This window comes from Chryseobacterium gambrini (assembly GCF_027920505.1).
In the GTDB taxonomy this organism is placed as follows: domain Bacteria; phylum Bacteroidota; class Bacteroidia; order Flavobacteriales; family Weeksellaceae; genus Chryseobacterium; species Chryseobacterium gambrini.
Genome location: NZ_CP115857.1, coordinates 3745922 through 3772417, shown reverse-complemented (window position 1 = coordinate 3772417; position 26496 = coordinate 3745922). Strand labels below are relative to the sequence as shown.

Annotated in this window: 21 protein-coding genes and 10 tRNA genes; 6 read left to right on the top strand and 25 right to left on the bottom strand. The window is 35.0% G+C overall.

Translation table 11 applies throughout. The features are described 5' to 3' along the window. Positions 1 to 148: 148 nt before the first annotated feature. The 16 genes from PFY09_RS17315 to PFY09_RS17240 all read right to left on the bottom strand — a co-directional run bounded on the left by PFY09_RS17315 (position 149) and on the right by PFY09_RS17240 (position 8653). A tRNA-Arg gene (locus PFY09_RS17315) sits at positions 149 to 217 on the bottom strand. 11 nt (positions 218 to 228) lie between these two features. After that, complete coding sequence (locus tag PFY09_RS17310) at positions 229 to 1056, bottom strand: SIR2 family NAD-dependent protein deacylase (protein WP_271160522.1); 828 nt, start codon at positions 1054 to 1056, stop codon at positions 229 to 231. Between the two features lie 231 nt (positions 1057 to 1287). Next, positions 1288 to 1358 (bottom strand) — tRNA-Cys (locus PFY09_RS17305). A 6-nt stretch (positions 1359 to 1364) separates the two neighbouring features. Next, positions 1365 to 3299 carry a hypothetical protein gene (locus PFY09_RS17300; RefSeq protein WP_271160521.1) on the bottom strand — a complete coding sequence of 645 codons (1935 nt, stop codon included), beginning with the start codon at positions 3297 to 3299 and terminating at the stop codon, positions 1365 to 1367. Beyond that, positions 3286 to 3804 (bottom strand): hypothetical protein, encoded by a 519-nt coding sequence (locus tag PFY09_RS17295; protein WP_271160520.1) that lies wholly within the window; start codon positions 3802 to 3804, stop codon positions 3286 to 3288. Before PFY09_RS17295 ends, PFY09_RS17300 begins: the two co-directional genes overlap by 14 nt. 23 nt (positions 3805 to 3827) lie before the next feature. Then, positions 3828 to 3898 (bottom strand) — tRNA-OTHER (locus PFY09_RS17290). 18 nt (positions 3899 to 3916) lie between these two features. Beyond that, positions 3917 to 3988, bottom strand: a tRNA-Gly gene (locus PFY09_RS17285). A 7-nt stretch (positions 3989 to 3995) separates the two neighbouring features. After that, a tRNA-Arg gene (locus PFY09_RS17280) sits at positions 3996 to 4068 on the bottom strand. A gap of 7 nt (positions 4069 to 4075) precedes the next feature. Next, positions 4076 to 4147, bottom strand: a tRNA-Asp gene (locus PFY09_RS17275). Between the two features lie 2 nt (positions 4148 to 4149). Next, positions 4150 to 4221: transfer RNA gene (locus tag PFY09_RS17270), tRNA-Gly, on the bottom strand. 4 nt (positions 4222 to 4225) lie between these two features. Beyond that, positions 4226 to 4300, bottom strand: a tRNA-Ala gene (locus PFY09_RS17265). Between the two features lie 9 nt (positions 4301 to 4309). Next, a tRNA-Asp gene (locus tag PFY09_RS17260) sits at positions 4310 to 4380 on the bottom strand. Positions 4381 to 4465: 85 nt separating this feature from the next. After that, a tRNA-Val gene (locus PFY09_RS17255) sits at positions 4466 to 4537 on the bottom strand. A 5-nt stretch (positions 4538 to 4542) separates the two neighbouring features. Further along, positions 4543 to 5907, bottom strand: a complete 1365-nt coding sequence (locus PFY09_RS17250) for an SDR family NAD(P)-dependent oxidoreductase (protein ID WP_271160519.1) — start codon at positions 5905 to 5907, stop codon at positions 4543 to 4545. A 1089-nt stretch (positions 5908 to 6996) separates the two neighbouring features. Next, on the bottom strand, positions 6997 to 7662 hold the full coding sequence (locus PFY09_RS17245) for a hypothetical protein (RefSeq protein ID WP_271160518.1): 666 nt from the start codon (positions 7660 to 7662) through the stop codon (positions 6997 to 6999). 277 nt (positions 7663 to 7939) lie between these two features. Beyond that, positions 7940 to 8653 (bottom strand): DUF434 domain-containing protein, encoded by a 714-nt coding sequence (locus PFY09_RS17240; protein WP_271160517.1) that lies wholly within the window; start codon positions 8651 to 8653, stop codon positions 7940 to 7942. 287 nt (positions 8654 to 8940) lie between these two features. On the opposite strand from PFY09_RS17240, the gene PFY09_RS17235 reads away from it, so the two are divergent. After that, positions 8941 to 9969 (top strand): LacI family DNA-binding transcriptional regulator, encoded by a 1029-nt coding sequence (locus PFY09_RS17235; protein WP_256038094.1) that lies wholly within the window; start codon positions 8941 to 8943, stop codon positions 9967 to 9969. A 417-nt stretch (positions 9970 to 10386) separates the two neighbouring features. Here PFY09_RS17235 and PFY09_RS17230 read toward each other — a convergent pair whose 3' ends face one another. The 3 genes from PFY09_RS17230 to PFY09_RS17220 form a co-directional block, all read right to left on the bottom strand. Next, positions 10387 to 11448, bottom strand: coding sequence for a hypothetical protein (locus PFY09_RS17230; protein ID WP_271160516.1), 1062 nt, complete (start codon positions 11446 to 11448; stop codon positions 10387 to 10389). A gap of 220 nt (positions 11449 to 11668) precedes the next feature. After that, positions 11669 to 11902: a hypothetical protein gene (locus PFY09_RS17225; RefSeq protein ID WP_076392864.1), complete on the bottom strand. Its 234-nt coding sequence runs from the start codon at positions 11900 to 11902 to the stop codon at positions 11669 to 11671. Between the two features lie 179 nt (positions 11903 to 12081). Next, positions 12082 to 12555 carry a WapI family immunity protein gene (locus tag PFY09_RS17220; RefSeq protein ID WP_271160515.1) on the bottom strand — a complete coding sequence of 158 codons (474 nt, stop codon included), beginning with the start codon at positions 12553 to 12555 and terminating at the stop codon, positions 12082 to 12084. Between the two features lie 204 nt (positions 12556 to 12759). On the opposite strand from PFY09_RS17220, the gene PFY09_RS17215 reads away from it, so the two are divergent. The 5 genes from PFY09_RS17215 to PFY09_RS17195 all read left to right on the top strand — a co-directional run bounded on the left by PFY09_RS17215 (position 12760) and on the right by PFY09_RS17195 (position 16873). Beyond that, positions 12760 to 13245, top strand: a complete 486-nt coding sequence (locus tag PFY09_RS17215; protein WP_271160514.1) for a hypothetical protein — start codon at positions 12760 to 12762, stop codon at positions 13243 to 13245. Positions 13246 to 13892: 647 nt separating this feature from the next. Next, complete coding sequence (locus PFY09_RS17210; RefSeq protein WP_271160513.1) at positions 13893 to 14447, top strand: REP-associated tyrosine transposase; 555 nt, start codon at positions 13893 to 13895, stop codon at positions 14445 to 14447. A 78-nt stretch (positions 14448 to 14525) separates the two neighbouring features. Next, positions 14526 to 15329, top strand: a complete 804-nt coding sequence (locus tag PFY09_RS17205; protein WP_271160512.1) for a S1 family peptidase — start codon at positions 14526 to 14528, stop codon at positions 15327 to 15329. Positions 15330 to 15560: 231 nt separating this feature from the next. Next, positions 15561 to 16346, top strand: a complete 786-nt coding sequence (locus PFY09_RS17200; RefSeq protein ID WP_271160511.1) for a hypothetical protein — start codon at positions 15561 to 15563, stop codon at positions 16344 to 16346. 197 nt (positions 16347 to 16543) lie between these two features. Beyond that, positions 16544 to 16873 (top strand): hypothetical protein, encoded by a 330-nt coding sequence (locus PFY09_RS17195; protein WP_076392866.1) that lies wholly within the window; start codon positions 16544 to 16546, stop codon positions 16871 to 16873. Positions 16874 to 17108: 235 nt separating this feature from the next. On the opposite strand, the gene PFY09_RS17190 is transcribed toward PFY09_RS17195, so the two are convergent. The 6 genes from PFY09_RS17190 to uxaC form a co-directional block, all read right to left on the bottom strand. Continuing rightward, positions 17109 to 18725 carry a UxaA family hydrolase gene (locus tag PFY09_RS17190; RefSeq protein WP_271160510.1) on the bottom strand — a complete coding sequence of 539 codons (1617 nt, stop codon included), beginning with the start codon at positions 18723 to 18725 and terminating at the stop codon, positions 17109 to 17111. Between the two features lie 6 nt (positions 18726 to 18731). After that, positions 18732 to 20195, bottom strand: coding sequence for a tagaturonate reductase (locus PFY09_RS17185; RefSeq protein WP_271160509.1), 1464 nt, complete (start codon positions 20193 to 20195; stop codon positions 18732 to 18734). 743 nt (positions 20196 to 20938) lie between these two features. After that, positions 20939 to 22468: an MFS transporter gene (locus tag PFY09_RS17180; RefSeq protein ID WP_271160508.1), complete on the bottom strand. Its 1530-nt coding sequence runs from the start codon at positions 22466 to 22468 to the stop codon at positions 20939 to 20941. Between the two features lie 178 nt (positions 22469 to 22646). Beyond that, a complete protein-coding gene (locus tag PFY09_RS17175; RefSeq protein WP_271160507.1) occupies positions 22647 to 23306 on the bottom strand; it encodes a beta/alpha barrel domain-containing protein in 660 nt (219 codons plus the stop codon). Positions 23307 to 23498: 192 nt separating this feature from the next. Then, positions 23499 to 24503 (bottom strand): sugar kinase, encoded by a 1005-nt coding sequence (locus tag PFY09_RS17170; RefSeq protein ID WP_271160506.1) that lies wholly within the window; start codon positions 24501 to 24503, stop codon positions 23499 to 23501. A 587-nt stretch (positions 24504 to 25090) separates the two neighbouring features. Then, positions 25091 to 26488: a glucuronate isomerase gene (gene uxaC, locus PFY09_RS17165; RefSeq protein ID WP_271160505.1), complete on the bottom strand. Its 1398-nt coding sequence runs from the start codon at positions 26486 to 26488 to the stop codon at positions 25091 to 25093. Positions 26489 to 26496 lie beyond the last annotated feature (8 nt).

Here is a 26496-nt window from a genome sequence, read left to right as displayed (position 1 = left end):
TTTCTCTTTGCAGACTTTTGAAATACTTTAAATATACTATCATTTCGCTATACATTCTTTTGCGACTTTTGTGGTTAATTCTGAAGTATAAATCTTTTATTTTAAATCTAAATCTGTTAACTAGCAAGACAAAATGAATCAAAAAAAGGGAAACAGGCAGGAATTGAACCTGCAACTCATCTTAGAATGATGCGCTTTTCCGTTAAACTACTGCTTCCGTATAAAAATTTAAGCGTTTATAATATCTTCAATCATCATTTTTAATTCTGGAAGTGCTTTTGAACTGCTTTCCTCTACCGAAAATAATGTTTTGCTTCCTTTTAAAATATAATCAAAATACGTATCGCTTTCAGGATTGATCAGGACGATCCATTTTGCACGGATTTTTACCGTTTCCACAATATTTACAGGCAAAGCCGTTGATCCCGAAGTTCCGACTACAAATAAAATATCTGTATGGTCTGCAATGTTGTACGCTGTATCGAAATGATAGTATTTTTCATTGTAACTTTCATCAAACCACAAAGTATGAGGACGAAGCCAGTTTCCGCACTTTTTACATTTCAGATCGTCGATATCATCCGCTGTTAAATCTTCGGTATACTCTTTAAACTTAATATTTTCAGGAAAATCGAAAGGTTCGCTGCATTCTTTTGAACATCGGACTTTCTGTTTGCTTCCATGAATTTCATAGACATTCTGCGTTCCCGATCTTTGGTGAAGCCCGTCAACATTTTGAGTAATTAGCTTAAATCTTTCACCTAAAAGCTTTTCAATTTCTGTGATCGCCAAATGTCCCGGATTAGGTTTTGCTTCAGCAATCATTTTCTTCCAGAACAGATTATACTGCCATACTTCTTCCTGATTCTGGCTGAAATATTTATACGTCCCGAATTCTTCAGGACGATGATATTTTGTTCCTTTAATCCAGATTCCGTCGATCGAGCGGTAAGTCGGAAGTCCGCTTTCCGCAGAAATTCCGGCTCCGGTAAGGAAAGTAATGTATCCTTGTTTTTCTTTGAGGATTGTATTTAATATGGTTTGTAATTCTTTCATGATTTTCATTTTAATTTTCTTTTGCCTTGAAGCAAAACAAAAGTTCAAGACTTGGGCGAATTTGGTATTTGTTTTTTGATTTAATATTTTCCCCGCGCTCAAACAGTAGAATTTTCTTAATGTTCGCATGATTAATTTTCTTAACGCTTCAGCTTCCTATGTCGGCTTAATGAAAAAAATCTGCGAGAGAAAAAGATTAATCCTAAAATGCTTTTTAAATTTTAAAAAAACAGAAACAGGCAGGATTCGAACCTGCAACCCTCCTGTGCTCGGAGTGCTTTTCCAGATTAAACTACTGTTCCTTATGATTAGGTTTCAGCTTCCAGAAGACCGAAATATTCTGAAGCGGTTAAAGCTCTTACAGCACCACGAGGCGGAATTTTTTTATTCAATTCGCAAATCAGCAGATCTCCCTGTCTTTTTAAACATCTGATGTGCGGGATGATGTTTTCATGAATTCTGAAAGTGGATGCAATTGCCGTTAACGCATTGTCTTTATACGCTTCCTCAATCCACAGCCAATGTTCTTTTTCCGTAGAGGGACACCAGCATTTTACAGCATAAGAATAGCGGTTTACGGAACCCCACACGAATATTCCGAGTTTTTCATTTTCAACCTGATAAACTTCATACTGATTGATTTTTTTCGTTATATATTCATTTCCATTATCATCATATCCAAAATAATTAACCTCAATTTCTGCCTGATTTATTTTTTCAGCTTTCAGGTTTTTCATTAAATTCCCGACTCCGAAATAACTGAAACAGAAAAGCTTAAAGTTTCGGTCTTTGTCATTGAAAAATTCATCAAAACCGATCGGCTCTACTTTATCCCATAATTTTTCGATTCTATTTAAAACATCATTAAAAACCGGAGTATTGTAATGCGTCCACTCTCTTTCAAATTCCCGTGTTTTAAAATTCTGAAAGCTGCTATGTCTCAGTTTTAAAATAGAAATCAGCTTTTTAAAATAATGACGTTGCAAATTCAAAACAAAAGTAAAATTTGACCTTCCGACAATAAACTGATCTTTTGTAATGCAAAGACTGTCCGTAACTCTAAAATAAATATTTTTTGCCACATTCTCCAGTCCGGTATGTGTTCCGTAAAAATAATGCGTAACCTCCTTCAAAGCAGGAAACTCAGAGCCTGCTAAACTTGCATTATCTAAAATTCCTACATATTCCAGAGATTTAAGCTGAACTTTTGAAGAACCCAGTATTCTTCCGCTGACTTTCTTTAAATGATCAAATTTATTATGAGTATATGCATGAATGTCTAAATCTCCGCCAATTTCAACAATATTCGGGGCCGAAATCTGATAGGTACAAAATGTACTTTTTATCTTTTCCAGTGCATTTAAGTAACAGGTTCCCGAACCATGATTTTTCAATGCTCCGTTTATTTCTTTCAATACGGGAAAAGAAGCTCCGGACCGATGATTGATCATAATTCCGCCAGAGATTTCCAAAGCAGAAAAGTTAACATACGAACCATTTTCAAGATGAATAGTGCCCATCATTTCCTGAAGTTCAGGAAAAGAAAGTTTTGCCCGCACAAAGCGAAGATTACCTGTCATTTTTTTCAGCACAGGGAAATCATGGGTACATTCATCGGCTAAAGAATCTGTGATTTCTATTTTAAGCCCTCCATGAACGAATTCCAGATTCGGAAAGGAAATATCTTTACCAAAAATGTTGATTCTTCCGCGGATTTCCTGATGCGGTATCATAATATGGTCTCCGAAAACATCAATATTAAAGATTCCGTCTTTTGGAAGATTTTTAACTTCGTACTGATGGTTTATCGGGATAACAACTCTTCCTCTTCCCTGTACCAACTTTTTACTTTTTGCGTACACGGCAGCATTTTTCAGTTCAATGCTTCCTCCTATTGTTGCTAAGTTTTTAAAGCTGAAATCAACAATACATTTAAAATTACCTCTTACTTTTTCCAGCCGATTCAACATTGCAGGGCAATGCATCGTAAAATTTTCTTCTACCATTTTCAGCTCCAGAAAAGAACAGTCGGGAGCATCTATGGAGAGATTCCCTTTTACAGTCTCAAGATTCGGAAAATTGCAGCCTTCCCCTCTCAATACTAGATTTCCTTTAATTTCAGTACAATCAAAGGCTGTGTTTTTAGCATAAATTTCTATAGATGCATTCTCATCAAAAACAGCTTCCGTGAAGTCTTTTACGGAAAATATTTTATATCGTTGTATGGGTTTAGTCGTATGCATTTTCTATTAGTCTTGTTATGGGGTTATATTCCTGCTGGATATATTTCACAAAACATTCGCTTTGGATGCGGAGCGTTTTGTGTTCGTTATGCGTGATAAAAGAATCCTCTGAAGCAATGAATGTTTCCGTAACTCCGTTTTTATCATAAATACTGTAATTTTTAGCTTTCAGCATATGCTGGTTGCTTGTTTTTTCAAGACAGTAAGTTTTAAAATCTTTGGTGAATTCTGATAAGTTTTCAATTGGATGATGATTATTAACCGATCTTTTTCTTTCAGTTCTGGTTAATTCTTTTTCTTTTTTTTCAGGCTTTTCCAATGTTTTTTCTACAGATTGGGGAACAGGTTTTGGCAAAGTTTCTAAAATGACTTTTTCTGTTTTATGTACCAAAGGTTTAGATGTTTCAGGAAGCTTTTCAACAACCGGTCTTTCTTTCCACTGCATCGGAACAGGGGTATACACTTCATCAATAATTCCGAAAAAAACTAATACTTTTTTTAACATGGCTTTTATTTTTAAGATAAGGCAAAAGAAGGTCGGGATCGAACCGACAACTTATTCGGTCGGAATATATTTTTCCGGATTAAACTACAACTTTTGTCTTATGTATTCATTGTGAAATGGGCAGGATTTGAACCTGCAACCTCTGACTTGGAAGGTCAGCGCTCTTCCATTGAGCTACCATTTCCTTTTTGGGAGACAAGCAGGACTCGAACCCGCAACTCATTTTAGAAGAATGTATTTTTCCATTTTTATTACTATTGTCTCCATTTTGGGAGCGCAGCAGGACTCGAACCTGAATTTCCGGCACGATAAGCCGGTGTCCTTCCATTTAGACGATACGCTCTTAGAAACGGACGGGACTTGAACCCGCAACCCTTAGTGAGGAAGACTAATGCTCTTTCATTGAGCTACCGTTTCTGTTTGGGGAGATAAGCAGGATTTGAACCCGCATCTATTCCGTGCAGGGAATACATTTTTCCAATTAAACTATTATCTCCGTTTTGGAAAGCGTGTGGGACTCGAACCCACGACCTCCGCCGCGACATGGCGGTATTCTTCCTGCTGAACTAACGCTTTCTATTTGGAAACTCAACAGGACTCGAACCTGTAACTTTACATAGTAGATGCAATGTTTTTCCTGTTATAACTATGAGTTTCTTTCTAAAAAGTACAGGATTCGAACCCGTGACTTTCCGGGTGTCAACCGGATGCTCTTCCTCTGAGCTAACTTTTTATATTTTACCAGTCATTAATTTTATAATTTTTCAATAAAACTCCGCTGAAATAATTTCCGTTGATTCCTTCCACAATAGGATGCAGAATTCTCGCGGCTCCGTCCACAGAATCCAATGGCGGAATGTATCCCTGCTCAAACTGTTTCTTTCTTAAACTTTCCTTCGCACCTGTGGAAATCCATCCCACATCTACTGCCGTCATATAAATCTGGTCTTTTTCAAACTCCTTTGCGGAAGTAAGCGTCATCATATTCAAAGCTGCTTTCGTCATATTGGTATGCGGATGAAACATCGTTTTGTTGTTATAGCTGAAAATACCTTCTGAAGATGTTACATTAACGATGAATTTTTCTTTGAAAGAAGAAGCCTTCATTAAAGGTTTTAATTCTTTGATCAGAAAATACGGCGCAATGTGATTGATTAAATTCACCTCAACCAATTCGTACATCGAAATCTCTTCCAGAGTGGAATTCCAGCTTGTTTTATCACGATTATCCACCGGTTGTCCGAAACGCGTTAAAGCGACATTTGTTTCTTCATTCTGCGCATATTCCAGTTTTCCGACCTCTGCGGAAATGGGGGTTGCGTTCGGAATCAATTTATGATTGTTTTTAAACTCAACGAGCATTTCGTTTTCACGTCTGATGATCGGAAGGTAATACTGATCGGGATATTTAATCGTCTGTGCCGCATTATTGATGAGAATATCAAGCGTTTCAAATTTCGACTGATAAAAGTCTATAAATTCCTGAATTGCCTTCAGATTTCTGAGATCGAGACCATACACCCAAAGTCTGTCTTTCCATTCTTCATAATCTGCTTCCTGCTGCAAAGTTTCCAGTGCCAAAGCCGGAAAACGGGTCGTCAAAACCAAATTGGCACCATTTCTCAGGAGCTTTAAAGCGGTTGCGAAACCTACCTTTACACGTCCTCCGGTTAAGATGACATTCCGTCCCGTTAAATCTGCTGAAAGAAAACGTTTTTCATAGTTTTCATCCGCACATTTCGGGCATAATCTGGTGTAAAAGGAATGGGCATACTGATAACTCTGGTTACAGCAGTAGCAGTTTTTGGGAATCTGTAATCTGGTAAGTTGGGTATCGTTTTTTTCATCATCATAAAAAGCAGAAACTCCCGCCAAAGCTTTTTTCATCAGTACCGATTCTGAATTAATTTCAAGATCGTACGTTTTCATCTGAGAATAACTTTCCAGACGGTTTTGTTTTTTGGCGTTCTTATGAATTTTTGTGATCAACCCGGAAAAAGTTTGGTTGTCCGGATTAAGAAATGGCTCATCTTTCAGGGCTTTTAATACCTTGAGACATGATTCCCATTCGTTTTGCGTAAAGTTTTGGTTAGAAAAATCCATTGCTTTTTATTTTACGCTTACAAAATTATCTGCGTAATGCGCAATGTTTTTACGTAGAGATAAAAATTTTTAAACCATTAAGTTTTTTTAAATTCTGATTATCCGCAATATGCTATAACTAAATGTTGTTTGCTGTAATCATTATTTTTTTTACCACAACGTACACTAAGGTTATACACAAAGCTCACAACTATTGTGTTCCTTGTGGAAACCTTTGGTGTTCTTCGTGGTTAAAATTCAAGTATGATAAATAACGGATATTCAATTTTAAATAGATAAGTTCAGTTAAGATTAAATCATTCTGATTTTGTTGTTTGCTGTAATCATTATTTTTTTTACCACAACGTACACTAAGGTTATACACAAAGCTCACAACTATTGTGTTCCCTGTGAAACCTTTGGTGTTCTTCGTGGTTAAAATTCAAGTATGATAAATAACGGATATTCAATTTTAAATAGATAAGTTTAGTTAAGATTAAATCATTCTGATTTTGTTGTTTGCTGTAATCATTATTTTTTTACCACAACGTACACTAAGGTTATCCACAAAGCTCACAACTATTGTGTTCCTTGTGAATCCTTTGGTGTTCTTCGTGGTTAAAATTCAAGTATGATAAATAACGGATATTCAATTTTAAATAGATAAGTTCAGTTAAGATTAAATCATTCTGATTTTGTTGTTTGCTGTAATCATTATTTTTTTACCACAACGTACACTAAGGTTATCCACAAAGCTCACAACTATTGTGTTCCTTGTGAAACCTTTGGTGCTCTTCGTGGTTAAAATTTAAGTATGATAAATAACGGATATTCAATTTTAAATAGATAAGTTCAGTTAAGATTAAATCATTCTGATTTTGTTGTTTGCTGTAATCATTATTTTTTTACCACAACGTACACTAAGGTTATCCACAAAGCTCACAACTATTGTGTTCCTTGTGAAACCTTTGGTGCTCTTCGTGGTTAAAATTTAAGTATGATAAATAACGGATATTCAATTTTAAATAGATAAGTTCAGTTAAGATTAAATCATTTTGATTTTAAGGTTTATAGTAAGAGACTTAATGACATATTAAATGATTCAAAAACTTATTGTAAAGAATTTTCGTCATTAATAAAAAACTCCAGAAAGCCGATCAAATGTTTTCCGCCGTGGCTCCATCGGATTCCGTGACCTTCTTTTTCCCTGACCTCAAAAACCAGTTCGTGTTTGTAATGAAAGAAAACATTCCACCATGTGGTGTGGTCGAGAATGTAATTGATTTTCTCCATCACTTTTTGCTGTTTCTGCTGATTATTTCCTTTTACTTCGCCCCAGAAATCGTCATTCAGCCGACCGACGTGTTTTTCCCACGCTCTCTGCGCAATGGTAATTTCGCTGTTGAAAGGCTTTTCGCAGGCTTCGATCAGTAAACTTTTTAAAGGCGGAATTGCATTTTCATCACGAAGGCTTGCCGAAGTGAGGCGTTGTCCTAAAATATTCAGCCAATGTTCGAAAGGAATTTCTTCCAATTGTTTTGCTTTGTTTTGATCTGAATTTTCAGATTCTAAAACAGAGATGAATAATTTAAAACTTTCATCACGGTCGATTTTAATTTCTTCATTAAAATAGGGCAGATCCCAATCTAAAGCCTGATTTTTAAATTTCTGAATGTTTTCCTGTAAATTTTCAAGATGTTCTTCGGCTAGAATGGCGTGATATTTTTCTTTCCATTCTGCAGAAAACAATGATGTATATTTTTGAAATGATTGCATGGTTTTTATTTTTAAAACACGAATAACGCTAATGTCTTTCACAAATATCACAATAAATTATTTATGCGACTTATGTTCTTTAAACACGAATAGCACTAATGTTTCCGCAAATATCACAATAAATTATCTGTGCTTTTAGTGTTAATATTTGTGCAATTTGTGTTTACTTAAACTCGAATAACACTAATGTTTTCACAGATAGCACAATAAATTATTTGTGTTTTTTAATGTTTTTATTTGTGCCATTTGTGTTTTATATATGGCCTTTGTGTTTAAATCAACACATTTTGATAACATTAGCCGAAAGGTTTTCTTCCTGAATTAAATATCCGATGAGATTGAACCAGCTTTTGCAGTGATCCAGAATCCATGCATCAGAAGTGACGAGGATTTCGGCATTTTCTGCTAAAAATTTATCGGGATTAAATTCCAGTTCAACGTTCCAGTTGAGGTTATTTTCAATGGCAAAATCCATGATCATCTGTTTAATTCTTCCGCTGTTTGACACTGGTTTATCGAAAATCCAGATCAGCTTTTCTGCATGAGATTTATGCAAAAAAGAAGCAACGAGTTCAATGGCCTTCTGCGTCTGATTTACTCTTTTGTATGTTCCGAAAACACCGGAAAGATCTCGGAAACAGCCATCCGTTCCTTCGAAAATATAAGCTCCGGAAAGAAGGCTTTCCAGTAAAATCAGGACATTGAAGCCATCAAGATATATTGTTTTGGTTTTCAATTCAGAAATTTCGAGTTGTTTAGATTTTCTGTTCTGAAGCTGAGTTTCTGAAGCGGAAGCTCCACGAACTGCCTGAATCTGTCTTGTTTTGAGGCGGTAATGATTTCCCACCAGTTCCGACGAAGCTTTTTCAGCATAATTCCGGCTTAATAAATACTGCATATCCTGAACTGCCGATTTCATCTTCTCAAGCTGTTTTGCGGAACCGAATAAAGCATCGTCTCCTGTATTTTTTCCACGATTTCTGTTGCTCATGCCCAAAAATAACACAAAACCACTGAAACGGAACATACATCACGAAAATTATAAGCATAAAATACAGAAAAAAATCTGCCGTAAACGCTGATTTACTCTTCACCAAAGAGCAATTAATACAAACAGAATCAATTATTTAAAATCAATCCTGAGAAAACGTTTTCACAAGCCTGTTATGTCTTTCATAAAATCCATTTCAATTGCTTTTTAATCTCCATAATTTGATTAAATTTACCTCAATAACGTATTTCGTTTTGAAGTACATCATCATCCTGAAAAAAGTTTTTATGAATAAAAAAAGTGCCACGATATACGATATTTCGAAAAAGCTAAATGTAAGTGTGGCAACGGTTTCCAGAGCATTAAACGATCATCCGAGAATAAGTGAGGCAACGAAGGAACTGGTAAGAAAAACTGCCAAAGAAATGAACTATAAGCAGAACAATCTTGCCAAAGCCTTAAAAAGCGGTGAAACGAAGAATGTGGGAATTATTGTTCCGTATATCAATACCAACTTTTTTTCTTCTGTTATACGCGGCATTGAAGAGGAACTTTCGCCTTTTGGTTATCATGTGATTATCTGCCAGAGCCATGAAGATGTGACCATTGAAAAAAAACATCTGAATACGCTTCTTAATGCGCAGGTTGACGGTATTTTCATGTCAGTTTCCAGAACAACTGTTGAAACGGAGCATATCCAGAATATTTTAGATACTTCAAATACGCCGATCATATTTTTCGACCGTAAAAAGGATATTCCGGGAATAAGTACGGTTACGATTGATGATTACCGGGGTGGTTATATTGCTACGGAACACCTCATCAGCGAAGGTTACAAAAACATCTGTCATTTTTCGGGAGATCTAAATCTTGAGATTTACCGCAACCGTCTTAATGGCTATAAACAGGCACTCATCGACCATCATTTTTCTGTAAAAGAGGAAAATATTATTTCTACAGGAAGTTCTATTGATGCCGGAATCGATGCTATTAAAAAGTTGTGGGAAAGAAAATCTGTTCCCGATGCTATTTTTTCGTCCAGTGATTTTGCTGCTTTGGGAGCCTGTCAGGAACTTAAGAAAAGAAGCATCAAAATTCCTCAGGAAGTTGCCGTAATTGGCTTTTCCAATGAACCTTTCACCCAGTTTATGGAGCTTCCGATGAGTTCTGTAGACCAGACTCCGGTAACGATGGGGAAAATGGCAGGACAGGTTTTTATCGAAAGTGTAAAGGAAAACAGCTTTGGTGTTTCCATCGAGAAAAAAGTAGTACTGGCTCCTCAGCTTCATATCCGAAAGTCTTCGAAGAGAAAGTAATTTCTTATCTTTTTCTAAAATATTCTCCTGTTCATTTTCATCAGAAAACATTTACAAAATGATTTTCAATATGATGGAAATGCTTTATATTGCGTAAAAACAGCCCTTATTTAATTGAAAAATATGAATGATTCTAAAACTATAATCAGCCAACTCGAAAATACTCTCAATATTAAATTTGAAAAAGAAAATCCCAAAGACGAAAACCTTTGTTATATGTCAGAAAGATTAGTGAGTAATTTTTTTCTAAAAATTGATTTTATATTTTTTAATAGTTAAATTATTTTCTCCTTAAATCGTAAATAGCAGCTTAGTATCTCAAAGACCTTCAGTATTTTAATTGATCAAATCTTAGTTGTTAACTACCTCAAAATAAATTATAAAAAAAGACTGTCCTTTTGGAACAGTCTTCTTAGTTTATCTCAAATCCGTTATATGAGTTACTTTTTGCGTCTTTTTATCAATACTTATCATCACATCAGACCACGTCCAATACTCGCTATACTCAGAAACATCTATGCTTCTTGGCTTATTAAATCCTTCTTCCAGCATAGCTTTTGTCATGCCAATAATAATTTTACTGTTGAAAACAGCCTCTCCAAAAGTTTTTCCATATTTTTTAATTAGCGCTGCCTTTCTCTGCTCTGTCTGCTGTGTTTCTTCTTCTTTGGTTTTAAATTTTTCGTCATCCAAAAGATAATTTACATTGATCGTAGGAAAGTATTGATTTTTAACTTTCTTAGGCATGTTATAGAAAAAATCAACTTTAAAATAATTGTTGAAAAAATCTCCCATCGTAAAATAATAATCAGATAAGCCTTTATTAATGGTAGAATTATTCTCATAATCAATAAAATGAACTTTACGGGGCTTGTCATACTCAGTTAGTATTTTTTTAATTTCCTGCCTTGCCTTAAATGCCTGCTCTTCAGAAAAATTTAAAGAACTCACATCAAAATTTCGTATAATCTGTTCCATTTTATGAGTTTCTATCTGATTGAAATAATACCTGTCGATAACACTCTTTACCATTTTAATGTACTCAGGATTAATGTCATTTTCCTTCTTAAACTTATCCAGTCTTTCCAAAGATTCTTTGTAAGCTAATGCTGCATTCTGATAATCATTTTTCCACAAATAATAATTTGTTTTTATCAGATAGCAATTGGCAACATCATAAGAACCCCTTTCCTGATTATCCATACCTTTGAAACAATTATTTACATAATTAATAATAATATCGTACTTATTATCATCAAAATTAGGATCAAAGCAGAATGTAGCTAATTGTTTTGCATCTTTGGTAAACCAATAATTAGAATTGTTTACACCGCCTTTTTCTTTTAGGTAAGCTAATGCTTCAGAATATTTTTCTCCTTTAATAAATTTGTTGTACTTACTCTCATTCAACTTCATCTGTGCATTCAGACTAAGACCAAAAGTTATTAATAATGATACAAATAGTTTTCGTGTTATCATGGTAATTAATTTTATTGGGGGCAAAAGTAAATAAAATTTTCAGAAATATATGTAGAAATGGGTTTTTGATAAGTTGTTTAATAAATAGTAAATTATGGTTTACAAAACGTTATATGTATTCTAAACTTGTAGGGATAAATGTACACCTCATCTTTTGATTAATATTCTAAAAACAAAAAAAAGCGGTTGAAAAAACCGCTTTACTTTTACCAAAGATTTGCTAGTAAACACATCCGCAACCTGTTTCCCATTCCTGGCAAAGACGAATAGGTTCATTACACCATCCGCCGCCGCCTCCACCTCCGCCGGTTACTCTGTAGCATATACCATCGTTACAGTAATAAGATCCTACAGTGGGTGGACAGTTTCCATCCAGGTCGCAGACTGCGTAAGCAACGTCGCCGCCGCTGATAAGTACGAGCTGGCTTCTTTTTAATTTTTTTAGATTTTTCATAATGAATATTTTTAATTTGCTGATTACTAAGGTATAAAATTTTTAAATCACTTACAAGTGTTTTATATAAAACCGAAATTTTAAAGATTATGAACGAAAAGATAATGCTCTCCGCGGAAGCAGAAATCATTTCAACGCTAATACTTAAAATAATTGGTCTGTAAAATTTCTGAACTAGTCTAATTCCTATTTAACGAATGATACAATTCTTTTTTTAAATCCATTATAATTGTTTCCAGTTCTTTTCCATCCATTTCACAATCAACAAAGTATGCTTTTAAAATTTCATTCAAATTCCCTGAATATGCTCCAACACCGGGAATGGGTACTGAACCATCGTTTGTTATTCTAATAATCTTTTTAATAAAATCATTTTTTAACAAATCAAAACTTAATTGACCGTGATAAACGGAAAGCTTTAAATCAACATCTTTGTTATTTAAAAGGTCTTCGAACCAGTCAACAATCTTTATAACATCAGAAATAAGTATACTTGCTAGCATATCTCTATTCCCAATTATCAGATTAAAACCTACATCATACGGCTCATAATCGTCCTCAAGTTTAATACCAGTCATAAGTTCAAACTCTTTGGGATCGAACGAAATTAATCGAAATTCCACATTTTGACCATTTATGCCCTTGAATATCATAAATTTCTAATTAGTAAGAATTTTAAATATACAAAGTTTTCAGCCTGATCAAAAAAGAAAATGCTCCCTCCAGAAGCAGGAAGACTTTTCAAATAATTATTATAAACAAATTTAGTGTCTGAATAAAAATTTTTACTACATTCGTTTTCATTAAAAAAACACACGATTTTATATAAACAGTATTAACCTTTAAAATCAAAAATGATGGGATTAACGAATCTGAACTCCGTTCATTTGAGCAGTGCAAAGATCACTGCGGCACAGGATGCCATCACGGCATTGGAAACAGCGCTTGCTGAAATTAATTTTAATCTTTCCGCTGAAGACCGTAAACGTTACGGAAGCATTAACGAGCAAAACAAGCTCTTTGTGAACAAAGTTTACGACTACAACAGCAGTCAGCCCAACCTGAGTTCTCCCGAAGTCGACTGGGACGAATTCAACAGAGATCATACCTCCCGAAACAATATGGAAATGATGATCAGCAGGCTTGAAAGTATTATTACGAGACTTAAAAATTCCAAAACGCTGCATGATTACGACAATTATCAGTCGGCTTTGGTGGATTATTCGTACACCACCTACAAAGCGGGAACCTCAGCACCGGGATTTGAAGACAAGTACAAAAATCTGAAACAGTTCTTCGTGAAAAATTCAACTTCCAGCGCTCCGCCTGAAGAGAAAAAGTAAACAGTAACACACAGATTACCCCTCCCAATTCTAAGGAGGGGTATTTTTATGCTTTGCCTTAATCTTTTACCTGTTCCGACACGCTTTTTAATGATGTCAAGGCGTTACTTACTGTTCTGCATACGTTCAGTAAAGATTCAGAGCGGTCATTTAATCACCTCGATACGTCATTGAATAGTCGCACGACATCATCTACCCTCTTAGATACCTTCACAAAAGATTCGGAGGGGTCTTTTATCTATCCAAATCTATCTTTTACCTGTCCGGATAGTTTGCATGATCTATTCTAAGACTTACATTACCTCGCTGAAGATATCAATAACCTCAATGGATGTTTGAGTAACGTGTCGGGATAGGTTGGGTAACGTATCGAAACCTTTGAAGAATGTGTCGGTACTTTCGTGGGACGTGTCAGTATGTATATTTTACGTATCGAGAGGGGCTAGGAACGGCAAATTTGAGTTTTGGAACGTGAACGATGTCGCGGATTTGTAATCCGTGAACTACACTATCTATGTTTTAAGCACGGATTACAAATCCGCGCTATCAAATCCATGCTATCAAACCCCCGCTATCAAATTACAAATCCACACTATCAAATCTGCGCTATCGAAAAAAATATTTTGTACATTTAAACAAAAACACAAATGTCTACAAAATACAAAGCTTTAGATATTGATCAGGCTTACTTTATCACAATTACTACCGTCGGATGGGTTGATGTATTTACCAGATTATCACAAAAAATGGTCATTATAGAATCTTTAAAATATTGTCAGGCTCAAAAAGGACTTTCTATTTTTGCCTACTGCTTAATGTCAAACCATCTTCATTTATTTTGCAGAGCTGATGGGAAATATACATTATCTGAAATCATGCGTGATTTTAAAAAATTTACTTCAAAAAAAATCATTGAAACCATACAGTCTGAAACTGAAAGCAGAAAAGAATGGATGCTGGATTATTTTAAAAAATCCTGCGAACATTTATCTCGGGAACAAAAATTCAAAGTTTGGCAAGATGGATATCATGCCGAGGAAGTTTTTTCTAACAAATGGATTAAAGAAAAAATAAATTATATTCACCAAAATCCTGTGAAACAGAAAATTGTGACAGAACCTGAGCATTATTACTTCAGTAGTGCACGAAATTATGCAGACTTCGATAATCCTTTGGATGTTTTTGTGGTTTTTATGGGATGATTTGTTGTGCGTTGTAGTCACGGATTGCAAATCCGCGACATCGGGGGGGGGATTTTGTATATTTGAAAAAACTAAAATATGAATCACTTAACAAAATGCTCAGTATTTATTGAATTATATCTTTTTGAAAATAGTGATACCCGAGCAGCAATTGGAACAGGATTTACTGTAAAAACTAATAATGGTGATAATTTTTTAATTACAAATTGGCATTGTGTCACAGGAAGAAATCCTGAAACAAATGAACAATTATCGACAAACGGTGTTGTTGATCCTGAAAGAATGGATATACACTTTCTTAAAAGAGGTAGTCTTAATGAATGGATGATAAAGACGATTCGATTAAGAGATGAGAATGGTAGAATATTTTATATTGAGCACCCAAAAGGACAAGAAATAGATGTTGTTGCAATAAAACTTGAAAATTACATTGATATAGATATTTATAACATGTGGGAAGGCAATATAGTTGATAATATAGATATGGATATTACCGACACTTGTAGTATTGTCGGATTTCCAAAAGGTATTAGTACAGCAGGAAAATTCCCAATATGGAAAATAGGTCACATAGCTAGTGAATTCGAACTCAATCATGATAACAAACCAATGTTTTTAATTGATGCCTCAACTAGAGAAGGAATGAGTGGTTCACCAGTTTATTGCGTTAGAAATAAGTTTGCAAGCATAGGAGGAGAAATGATGACTGGTACGGATTCTATTAGTAGATTTTTAGGAGTTTATGCGGGAAGAGTAGGAAATGATATAGAAATAGGAAGAGTGTTTAAGGCTGAATGTATTGAGCAGATTTTAATAAATTATTATAATAATATTAATCCGTATCGTTTTACAGGAAATAATCTTAATTACAATATGAGATAGAATCAACTCTAAATACATTAAATGTTCCGATGTTTTCCGATGTCGCGGATTTGCAATCCGTGACTTTACGCTCAATGCAAAGCTATTAAAATATACCAGATGTCGCGGATTTGTAATCCGTGACTTGCTATAAAAAAAGCATGGATTGCAAATCCGCGCTATCGAAAAATAAACATTATGCAGTAAATTGTAATCCAGAGATTATGTAAAACAAATATTATTTGCAATATTATGAATAATCATATAGATAAAAACGAAGTGGGAATATCATTATTAAAAATTGGCTTATCAAACATTCCTTATGTGGGACAATTATTGTCAGAAGCTCTTTTTGAATATCGTGGTAGAATCAAGCAAAATAGATTAAATAAATTTACAGAATTATTGTCTGATTATTTTGGTAATAACTCTGAAATAAATATTGAAAAAATACAAAGCGAAGACTTTAGTGATTTATTCGAAGCAATATTAAAGCGTGTTGCAGAAACAAAATCCGAACAAAAGCTAAGGCATTTCAGAGATATTTTAACAAACAGCCTTAATGAAAATTTAGATTATGAAAATTCTGAAATATATCTTGATTTGATAAGTAATTTGAGTGAAATTGATATGTCTATATTAAAAAATCATCAATTATTTGATAATAAATTTGATAAAAGATATGATACAAAGAATTTATATGAAAAATTACTACCTGAGTTAGAAAAAAATGTTCAAAATGAATATGAATTAAGAGAAAAAGGATTTGCCAATGATTGGGATAATGCAGTCATAAAATATAATGCTACTAAAAACGCAATTAGAGCAATTAGCGAACAGAATAAAAGTGTAAATATTTACAGAACAGCAGAATTCTATGGTATTAATGATGCGGAATTTTTGTATTCAAAGCAAAAACTTTATTCATTAGGTTTATTAATAGATTCTGGTTTTGGAAAATTTGACTACAAGCCATTTGGAATGATGTCAATAACAGAATTTGCAAAAAAATTTCTAGAGTTTATCAAAAATTCATAGTGCAGAAAACACAAGTTTGCAAATTCTGAAGATTAAGTACAAAGTTTAGTTTTCAATTTCGCGGATTTTGAAAACCAGATGTCGCGGATTTGCAATCCGTGACTTGATAAAAAAAAGCACGGATTGCAAATCCGCGCTATCGAAGAAATGAAATGTAATAAGTATAAGAATGATGATGAAGAATAAATACAATTTTTATGAAATACTCTGAAAAAGATTTTGACATTAAAAGGCTCATACGAAAATTAGATGCCGAATTTATTCTCCAGTTGTTGTTGCTAGAAAAATTGCCACCTTCAATGCAAACTATTTTGGATGCAGAGATAAAAGCGGGAAACAGAATTGTAGATGTTATGGAAGATTATCCAGATCCCCATTCGGTCTGCGTTACATTAGGTGAAAAATTTATAGTAAAACATAAAAACTTAGATGAAGATGAAGTAGAATTTTCCCTTTGCAACGATCCGCATTATTGGTTTGCAGACTATACATCAAAAACATATCCTAAACATCTCATTATTTGTTGAAGCTATGGGAATATTTTTTTACATATTATCACTTATACCTTTCTTTTTTGTCCGATGTCGCGGATTTGCAATCCGTGACTTTACGCTCAATGAAATGTTATCAAAATGTTAGAGCCACTTATTTTAAGTAGGAAATATGCACGGATTACAAATCCGCGCTATCGCCCAAAAAGAAAATGCTCCCCACACAAAGCAGAAAGCATTTTCAACCCTAATATTTAATATAAGTAAATCATTACAAAGAGACCCCTCGTCTCCATGGAATGAAATCATTCTGATTCAGTAAGTCGGCTTTGGTTTTCACTTCACCGCTTGCCACTTTAATGATGTATTCGAGCAGTTCGTCTGCTGCTTCCGGAATTGTTTTATCTCCGCTGATGACCGTTCCTGCATTGAAATCGATAATATCAGACATTTTTTCAGCCAAAACAGTATTTGAAGAAACTTTAATCACCGGAGCTATCGGATTTCCCATCGGTGTTCCGAGACCTGTGGTGAAAAGGACAACTGTTGCTCCGGAACCGACTAAAGCAGTCGTACATTCGGCGTCATTTCCGGGGGTACAAAGCAAATTCAGTCCCGGTTTTGTTGCGTATTCTGTAAAATCAAGAACCTCAACAATCGGAGCAGAACCACCCTTTTTAGCTGCTCCCGCGGATTTCATGGCATCAGTAATCAAACCATCTTTGATGTTTCCGGGAGACGGATTCATATCGAAACCTGAACCTGCCGCCACAACAGATTTTTCAAAATCTTTCATCAACTGGAGGAATTTCACACCGTCTTCATCATTGATGCAACGGTTGACCAACTCCTGCTCTACTCCGCACAATTCAGGGAATTCAGCAAGCATTGTTGTTCCGCCAACTGCTGCCACAATATCTGAAACTTCACCCAAAACAGGATTTGCAGAAATTCCGGAGAAACCATCTGAACCGCCACATTCTAAACCGATATTCAGCTTTGTGATGGAGGCAGGTTTTCTTTCGATATTATTAGCCTGTTTAATTCCTTCATAAGAATCTTTGATCACGCCGGTCAGCATTTCATCAATGGTTCCCGATTTTTGCTGTTCGTAAACAACAATCGGTTTCTTATTATCGGGAGCCAAAGCGTGAAGTGCATCCATAAAAATCTGCACCTGAAGATTCTGACAGCCTAAGCTGAGAACCGTAGCATAAGCAACATTCGGGTTGTTGACATATCCTGCAAACAGCCTTCCCAATGCTTCCGCGTCCTGACGAATTCCGCCACAACCGCCTTGATGGGTGATGAATCTTACATCGATATTTTTAAATACTCTGGTGTCTTCTTTCTCTTCCACTGCTGTATCGGAGGTTTCGCCACCATTTAATAATGATCTTAATAAAAGCTGATGCTTACTCGCTTTTTCGTGCAACAGCTCTTTTTCAAAAATATCTTTCAGCGTTTCGATATTTTTATTTTCGCAGAATACCAAAGGAAAAAACAGCCAGATGTTTTCCGTTCCCACCAGTCCGTCTTCACGGTGGTACCCCATGAAAGTACGGTCTTTCCATCGGTCCACATTCGGTGGAGTCCAGCCTAAAGTTTCAGTTTTGCCTTCTACTTTTGCGCTTTGGTGTTTTACATTTTCGGTTGTAATTACCTCACCTTTTCTGATGGATTGATTAGCTTTTCCGACAATGACACCATACATGATGATGTGATCTCCTTCTTGAAAATCTACGGCAGCAAATTTATGTTTAGCCTTAATATCTTTTATCACCGTGTATTCTGCACCATCAAGATGTACCGATTCTCCGGCAGATAAATCCAGCAGCGCTACAATAACGTTGTCTTTGGGATTTACTTTCAGGACTTTCTTTTGCATGATTTTTTAAGAATTGAATTCTACAAAATTGTTATACGCAGTTTCCATGTCATTATGATCGATTTCATACAATGCTTTTGACACCGCTGTTTTCAAACCTTCAATCTGAGTAAGGTCTCTATCCCAGAAAGAAGTTTCAGAAAGCGCTAATTCAGCAACTTTTTCATATTCTTCGTTTGCCCAGATTTCTTTGAATTTAGCAACGATTCCTTCTTCATCATTTAAAGGAAGCGCTTTTTCGCCGAAACTTCCCTGATAGAATCTGATGAGACTTGCCAACGAAAAGGTAAGGTTTACCGGCAATTTTCCGTTGTTTTCAACATAGGTAAGTAAACTCGGCAATACTCTTACTTTAAATTTAGATACAAAATATAAAGCAATACTTGCCAAATGATGCTTAATGAAAGGATTTCTGAAACGGTCGAAAACTTCTTCCGCGAACTCTTTCAGTTCAGTTTCATCTAAACCTAAGGTCGGATTCACTTCATTAAAAATGGCATCCTTCAGGAACATTCCCATAAATTGGTTATCAACAGATTCTTTAACTGTTTCTTTTCCCGATAAAATTGCCGGAGCCAACATTAAAGTATGACCGCCATTCAGAATTCTGACTTTTCTTAAACGGTATGGCTGAATATCATCCACCACCAAAATCTGCTCGTTGATTTTATTGAACGGAATTCTGTCATTTAAATTTCCGGCTTGCTGAATGACAAAAAGTAAGAACGTTTCTGAAACAACCATCATCTGATCTTCATAATCTAGCTGATCTTCGTAAGATTCCGCATCGTCTTTCGGATAGCCCGGGACAATTCTGTCGACCAAAGTATTATGGAAATAATTGTTTTGATGAATCCACTCCACAAATGCATCTTCTAAATTCCAGAGTTGAGCATATTTGATGATAATATCTCTTAAAACAAATGCATTGTCTTCAATTAATTCGCAGGGAATAATTCTCAATCCTTTATCAGCCGCTCCATTGAAATGTTTAAATCTTTCATAAAGTAAAACCGCTACTTTCGCAGGGAAATTCTTGTGCGGACCTTGGTAAGATGTTTCCTTTTCATCAAAAGCAATTCCTGTTTCCGTGGTATTGGAAAATACAAATTCCAGCTCTTCTTCTTTCGCCAAAGTTAAAAAATCATCGTAATTGGTATAAGGATTAATTGATTTCTGAATGGCAGATATGATGTGCTTTTCATCAATAATTTTTCCTTTTTTAATTCCTCTCGTGAAAAGGGTGTATAAATTATCCTGCTCTTCCATTTTCTGAATAGAGCCGTTTGGCGTTGCCTGTAAGTTGACAATACACCCTTTCCAGTCGGTTTCTTTATTTAATTTATCAATTACATAATCTGTGAATCCACGCATGAAATTTCCGCCACCAAACTGAACGATTTTAATGGGAAGTTTTTCCTGAGTATTGCTTAATTCACGATTTAATTTTTGTTTTATCTGATTTTCCATTTTTCTAATTTGAATTAAATTGCGTTTTTAATTCTGCTAAATCTTGCTGCAGGATGTTTTTTTAACGCAAAGTCCGCAAAGATTTTTTTAATATCTCATGTATATTTTTAAGTTCGCAAAGGCGTTCTACTTAGCAAAGGATTCAAAGTTTTTATTTACTTTCTATATATTTTAATCATTAAGATTGATTAAGGGTTTAAGGAAAGTTAAGGGAAATAAATTTCGTAAGATTGAATTTAATTTGCCTGTAAATTCTTAATTCTTCTTAACTTCTTATCTATTCTTAATGGTTTAATTTTTTACGATGACTTGGAGTTTTGAACACAAAGTCCGCAAAGATTTTTTTAATATCTCACGTATATTTTTAAGTTCGCAAAGGCGTTCTACTTAGCAAAGAACTCAAAGTTTTTATTTACTTTCTATATATTTTAACCATTATGATTGATTAAGGGTTTAAGAAAAGTTAAGGGAAATAAATTTCGTAAGATTGAATTTAATTTGCTTGTAAATTCTTAATTCTTCTTAACTTCTTATCTATTTCTTAACGGTTCAATTTTTTACGATGACTTGGAGTTTTGACCACAAAGTCCGCAAAGATTTTTTTAATATCTCACGTATATTTTTAAGTTCGCAAAGGCGCTTCACTCAGCTAAGATCTCAAAGTTTTTATTTGGACTTAAGAATCTGTTTAAATATTGCTTTTGCCAAATCTATAAGGTTTTAAAAACCTTAAAGGTTTAGTTTTATTTACTAATGACTTTATATTTCGGAACCAGTGTTTTCATTACTGTCCAGGCAATAAGGTACGCTACGGCGCAGATTGAGAAAATAATCATGTAGCCTTTATCAATTCCGTCCTTAACGATTGCTCCGGATTTTTCCAATTGTTCAAAAAATCCATCCGGTAATCTTTCGTTGATGTATTGAGGGTATTTTTCCAGTAAAGGAACTCCGTCTACGGTTGTCCAAGCTTTGTGTGCGTGATCGAATAATAATCCTGAAGATTTATTAATTAAAAAAGAACCGATTCCACCTGCCATTCCGCCAATTCCGGTAATGGTTGCAATTGCTTTTTTAGGAAACATATCGCCGACCGTCGAGAAAATATTTGCAGACCAAGCCTGATGTGCTGCACCTGCAATACCAATAATTAAAACAGGAAGCCAATACGTAATTGTTCCTAAAGGTTGTGCTAACAAAGCCAATAAAGGAAAAAATGCGAAGATTAACATCGCTTTCATTCTTCCTACGTAAGCGTTCATTCCTAATTTTTCAACAAAATATTTGGGAAGCCAACCTCCGACTATCGAAAGTAAGGTAATCATATACAATACGAATAATGGCAAAGCACTTTGAGTAGAATCCATTTTGTAAACGGAACTTAAATACGCCGGAGTCCAGAATAAAAAGAACCACCAAACGCCGTCTGTCATGAACTTTCCGAAGGCAAAAGCCCAAGTCTGTCTGTAACTGAAACATTCTTTAAACGTAAATACTTTTTCCGGAACCGAAGTATCTTCATTCGGAAGATCGTCCTGATCCTGATTGATATACGTTAATTCGTGTTCATTAACTCTTTTATGATGATGAGGTTTTTTGTATACAAATATCCAAAGTCCCATCCATACAAATCCCAAAGCACCAATGATGATAAATGCCCATTCCCAACCCATCGATTTGGCAATAAAAGGAATTGTAACAGGTGCAGCCAAAGCTCCTACCGTTGCTCCTGCATTCCAGATACTGGTAGAAAATGCTCTGTCTTTTTTAGGAAAATATTCTGCGGTTGTTTTAATTGCTGCCGGAAAGTTCCCTGCTTCACCAATTGCCAAAACGAAACGTGCAAAAATGAACAACGTAACACTTGTACTGATGATCGCAGAAGTATTGGAAACTGTAGAAATCAATTCTTTAGATCCCTGGAAACCTGCAAACCAGTTTCCGGTGAGAATTCCTGAAGTGGCAATTCCGCAAAAAGCATGTAAAACAGCACCGACAGACCAAACTCCGATTGCCCAAAGGAAACCTTTTTTAGTATCCATCCAGTCGACAAACTTCCCTGCGAAAAGCATTCCTACGGCGTAGAAAATGGAGAACAGCGCAGTGATATTTCCGTAATCGTTATTGTTCCAGTGAAATTCCGGAGCAATGAAATCTTTCCATGTTAATGATAAAACCTGCCGATCCAGATAATTGATGGTCGTCGCAATAAACAGTAGCGAGCATATCGTCCATCTGAATGCGCTTGGTTTAAGTGATTTAACCGAACTCATACTTGTTTAGAATTTAGTTATTTTTTGTTTTAATTTTTAATGATGCGTTTTTTGAACGCAGAGAGCGCAAAGATTTTCTTTTTAAACTTCATGTATATTTAAGTTCGCAAAGGTACTTCGACAAGCTCAGCATAAACTATTCACTCAGCGAAGCTATGTATTGCGTTATTTTTCATTATTACTTTAAAGTCTGGATGATTTCCAATACTTTTTTCGTTTCATTTTCAATGGTTACGTAATCTTTTGCAGCCATGAGATCTTTGCTGATGAGTTTGCTTCCCATTCCTACCACAGAAACTCCGGCTTTAAACCAGCTTTCAATGTTTTCTTTTGTGGTATCTACTCCACCTGTCGGCATGAATTTCAGATTGGGAAACACATCTTTGATGGCACTCATAAATCCTGCTCCCAAGGCATTTCCGGGGAATAATTTAATAAATGTTACTCCTGCTGCTTCAGCGGTGATGATTTCAGTCGGCGTCATGCAACCCGGACTGTACAATACGTCTTTCGGAATTAAAAATGTGGCAACTTCAGCTACAAAACCCGGACTAATGAAAAAATCTGCTCCGATTTCATAATATTCTTCAGCCTGCTGTAGATTTTTAATCGTTCCGATTCCTAAAAGCATTTCCGGCATTTCTGCGTTGCGGATTTTTATCATTTTTTTAAAATTGCTTAATGCAGATTCTCCGCGGCTTGTATATTCTACTGCCCGAATTCCTGCTTTGTAAAGCGATTTCAGTATGTTTATGGTTATCGTTTCATCATCATTATAATACAGCGGTAAAATCCCCTGATTAACGATGGCGTTGGTAACGATTTGAATTATTGTCATTTTGTTTTAATTATTTTATTTGAAAATAATCTTATCTTGCTATTTTGTTTTAAACGCAAAGTGCGCAAAGATTTTCTTTTAAAACTTCATGCATATTTTTAAGTTCACAAAGGCGTTTTACTTAAATAAGACCACAAAGGTTTTAATTTTGATTATAAGTTGCTTAAACTACCAACCAGCAACTAAAAACTATTATCTCTTAATTCTCCCTCCGGAATTTCCGGCCATTACTTCAAGGATATCTTCTGCACTGCAATAATTGATATCACCTAAAATCGTGTGTTTGATGGCACAGGCTGCGTTGGCAAAATTCAATGCTTTTTCGTCATCAAAATTTAATAATCCATAAATCAAACCTGCGGCAAAAGCATCTCCTGTTCCGATTCTATCGACTACATTATCTATTTCTAAAAATTTGGTTTCAAAATAATTCCCGTTGAGTAAGGCTCTTCCCTGCGTCTGCTGAGAACTTGCCGTAACTCCGATTCTTATTTTGTCAAAAACTTTATGAATGGATGGACATTGTTTTTTTAATTCTTCACACGCTTCTAAGAATCCGTTTTTATCTGATGAAAACTGAGTTCCTAAGATTTCGTTGATTTCATTTACGCCACCAATGAAAATGGTTGATAAAGAAACCAGTTCTTTCAATACTTCATTTCCGTTTTTCCCGTATTTCCAAAGGTTAGAACGGTAAGCCGGATCTGTCGTGATCTCAATTCCCAATTCACGAGCGATATGTAAACCCTCTTTGAGACTTTCATACGCAGATTTTGAAATTCCGGGGCTGATTCCTGTCCAGTGAAAATAATCGCAGTCTTCTAAAGCTTTTTTCCAGTCGATGTTGACAGCTTCGATGTTGGCAAATGAGCCGTTTAATCTGTTATACGCAATTCTGCTTGCGCGAACCGATGATCCTACTTCTAAGAAATATAAACCTAAAGGATGTTCATTTTTAGAAATAAAATTGGTATCAATTCCAAAGCTTTTGACAAAAGAAAGCGCCGATTCTCCCACGAAATCGTCTGAAACAGCACTTACATGCTTTACTTCACATCCCATGGTTGCCAATGAAGAAGCGACATTGAGTTCTGTTCCGCCGAAGAAAAATTCCATTTCATGGCTCTGCTTCATGGTTCTGTTTCCGGGAGGGGAAAGCCGCATGATGATTTCGCCGAAAGTAAGTATTTTACCCATAACTTTTACAAACCTTAATTTTTTTGAATATCTCTTGATTTTTTAATGCAAAAAGCACAAAAGTTTTCTTTTTTAAACTCAATGTATATTTTTATCTCACTTAAATAAAACCACTAAGAGTTTTAGATATTCAATTGTTTTTTTTAAAAGCATTAAGATGCTATTAAGGAGTTTAGAAAAATTAAGTGAGCTTCGCTTTAAGTATTCTTGCTGAATTAAAATTTTTGATTTTATCTTAATCAAAACTTAACTTCTTAATTCTCCTTAATGGTTTAAAATATTTTAAATCTCCCGCAGATTTAGCTGATGACGCAGATCATTTTAAATCTACAAAATTTGCTCAATCTGCAAGGTTTTTAATTTTAACCATTAAGATTTATTTAAGGAGTTTAGAAAAATTAAGTGAGCTTCGCTTTAAGCATTCTTGCTGAATTAAAATCTTTGATTTTATATTAATCAAAACTTAACTTCTTAATTCTTCCTTAATGGTTTAAAATATTTTGAATCTCCCGCAGATTTAGATGACGCAGATCATTTTAAATCATCAAAATTTGCAAAATCTGCGAGAGATTTACTCTTATTTAAATTTAAAAATCAAAATAATTTTTAGCATTATGGTAACAGATATCGGAAATAATTTTTCCAACGTGTTCCATATCCTGTGGCAGTTCGCCGTTTTTCATTTCTTCCCCGAAAAGATTACAAAGCACTCTTCTGAAATATTCGTGTCTCGGGAAAGAAAGGAAACTTCTTGAATCGGTTAACATACCTACAAAACAGCTTATCAATCCCATGTTTGAAAGGGCATTCATCTGCTTGATCATTCCGTCTTTCTGGTCTAAAAACCACCATCCTGACCCGAACTGTACTTTTCCTTTGATGCTTCCATCGTTGAAATTTCCAATCATCGTTGCGAAAATTTCGTTGTCGGCAGGATTTAAATTGTATAAAATAGTCTTCGTTAATTTGTCTTTTCCGTCTAAAGCGTTTAATAATTTAGACAAAGTTTCAGCCTGAACGAAGTCACCGATAGAATCCCATCCTGTATCGGGACCTAGAATTCTGTGCATTCTTTCGTTATTGTTTCTCAAAGCTCCCAAATGGAACTGCTGAACCCAGCCAAATTTGTGATACGCTTCTCCTAAGAACAGTAAAATGGCTGTTTTAAACTGATTCACCTGCTTTTCAGCGATTACCTTTCCTGAAAGTTTATCATTGAAAATGGCACTTACTTCCGCTTCTGTAGCTTCTTCAAAAGAAATATTGTTCAGTCCGTGGTCGCATAATCTGCATCCGTTTTCGTGGAAATATTCAATTCTTTTTAATAATGCATCACACAAAGTCTGGTAAGAATTGATTTCAATTCCTGCCGATTCGCCTAATTTGGCAATATAATCTGCAAAGTTGTGGTTTTCAATTAAAATTGCTTTATCGGGACGGAACGCTGTACTTACTTTCACTTTCCAGTTGCTTTTAGCCAAATCCTGATGATAATTCAAAATGTCAGTTGGATCTTCTGTTGTACACAGAGATTCCACATTCATCATCTCCAATAAACCTCTTGTTGATTTTTCGGGAGTCTGCAACTGAGCGTTGATGTTATCATAAATTTCTGAAGCGTTGTTTTCATTCAGCAATTCATCAATTCCGAAATATCTTTTCAGTTCTAAATGCGTCCAGTGATACAGAGGATTTCTTAATGTATACGGAACCGTTTTAGCCCACGCTTCAAATTTTTCTTTATCTGAAGAATCTCCGGTAATGAATTTTTCGTTCACACCCATGGTACGCATCGCTCTCCATTTGTAATGATCTCCTGCAATCCAGACTTTAGAAATATTATCAAAAACAGTGTTTTCGGCAATATCTTTAGGAGTCAAATGATTATGATAATCAATGATCGGCTGCTTTTCTGCGTAGTTAAAGTATAATTCTTCAGCGTATTTATTTTGTAATAAAAAGGTATCTGTAATAAAAGAGTTCATTCTTAAAG

Coding starts and splice junctions, on each gene's coding strand:
- PFY09_RS17310 (WP_271160522.1), bottom strand. CDS start 1,056: ATGAAAGAATTACAAACCATATTAAATACAATCCTCAAAGAAAAACAA.
- PFY09_RS17300 (WP_271160521.1), bottom strand. CDS start 3,299: ATGCATACGACTAAACCCATACAACGATATAAAATATTTTCCGTAAAA.
- PFY09_RS17295 (WP_271160520.1), bottom strand. CDS start 3,804: ATGTTAAAAAAAGTATTAGTTTTTTTCGGAATTATTGATGAAGTGTAT.
- PFY09_RS17250 (WP_271160519.1), bottom strand. CDS start 5,907: ATGGATTTTTCTAACCAAAACTTTACGCAAAACGAATGGGAATCATGT.
- PFY09_RS17245 (WP_271160518.1), bottom strand. CDS start 7,662: ATGCAATCATTTCAAAAATATACATCATTGTTTTCTGCAGAATGGAAA.
- PFY09_RS17240 (WP_271160517.1), bottom strand. CDS start 8,653: ATGAGCAACAGAAATCGTGGAAAAAATACAGGAGACGATGCTTTATTC.
- PFY09_RS17235 (WP_256038094.1), top strand. CDS start 8,941: ATGAATAAAAAAAGTGCCACGATATACGATATTTCGAAAAAGCTAAAT.
- PFY09_RS17230 (WP_271160516.1), bottom strand. CDS start 11,448: ATGATAACACGAAAACTATTTGTATCATTATTAATAACTTTTGGTCTT.
- PFY09_RS17225 (WP_076392864.1), bottom strand. CDS start 11,902: ATGAAAAATCTAAAAAAATTAAAAAGAAGCCAGCTCGTACTTATCAGC.
- PFY09_RS17220 (WP_271160515.1), bottom strand. CDS start 12,555: ATGATATTCAAGGGCATAAATGGTCAAAATGTGGAATTTCGATTAATT.
- PFY09_RS17215 (WP_271160514.1), top strand. CDS start 12,760: ATGGGATTAACGAATCTGAACTCCGTTCATTTGAGCAGTGCAAAGATC.
- PFY09_RS17210 (WP_271160513.1), top strand. CDS start 13,893: ATGTCTACAAAATACAAAGCTTTAGATATTGATCAGGCTTACTTTATC.
- PFY09_RS17205 (WP_271160512.1), top strand. CDS start 14,526: ATGAATCACTTAACAAAATGCTCAGTATTTATTGAATTATATCTTTTT.
- PFY09_RS17200 (WP_271160511.1), top strand. CDS start 15,561: ATGAATAATCATATAGATAAAAACGAAGTGGGAATATCATTATTAAAA.
- PFY09_RS17195 (WP_076392866.1), top strand. CDS start 16,544: ATGAAATACTCTGAAAAAGATTTTGACATTAAAAGGCTCATACGAAAA.
- PFY09_RS17190 (WP_271160510.1), bottom strand. CDS start 18,725: ATGCAAAAGAAAGTCCTGAAAGTAAATCCCAAAGACAACGTTATTGTA.
- PFY09_RS17185 (WP_271160509.1), bottom strand. CDS start 20,195: ATGGAAAATCAGATAAAACAAAAATTAAATCGTGAATTAAGCAATACT.
- PFY09_RS17180 (WP_271160508.1), bottom strand. CDS start 22,468: ATGAGTTCGGTTAAATCACTTAAACCAAGCGCATTCAGATGGACGATA.
- PFY09_RS17175 (WP_271160507.1), bottom strand. CDS start 23,306: ATGACAATAATTCAAATCGTTACCAACGCCATCGTTAATCAGGGGATT.
- PFY09_RS17170 (WP_271160506.1), bottom strand. CDS start 24,503: ATGGGTAAAATACTTACTTTCGGCGAAATCATCATGCGGCTTTCCCCT.
- uxaC (WP_271160505.1), bottom strand. CDS start 26,488: ATGAACTCTTTTATTACAGATACCTTTTTATTACAAAATAAATACGCT.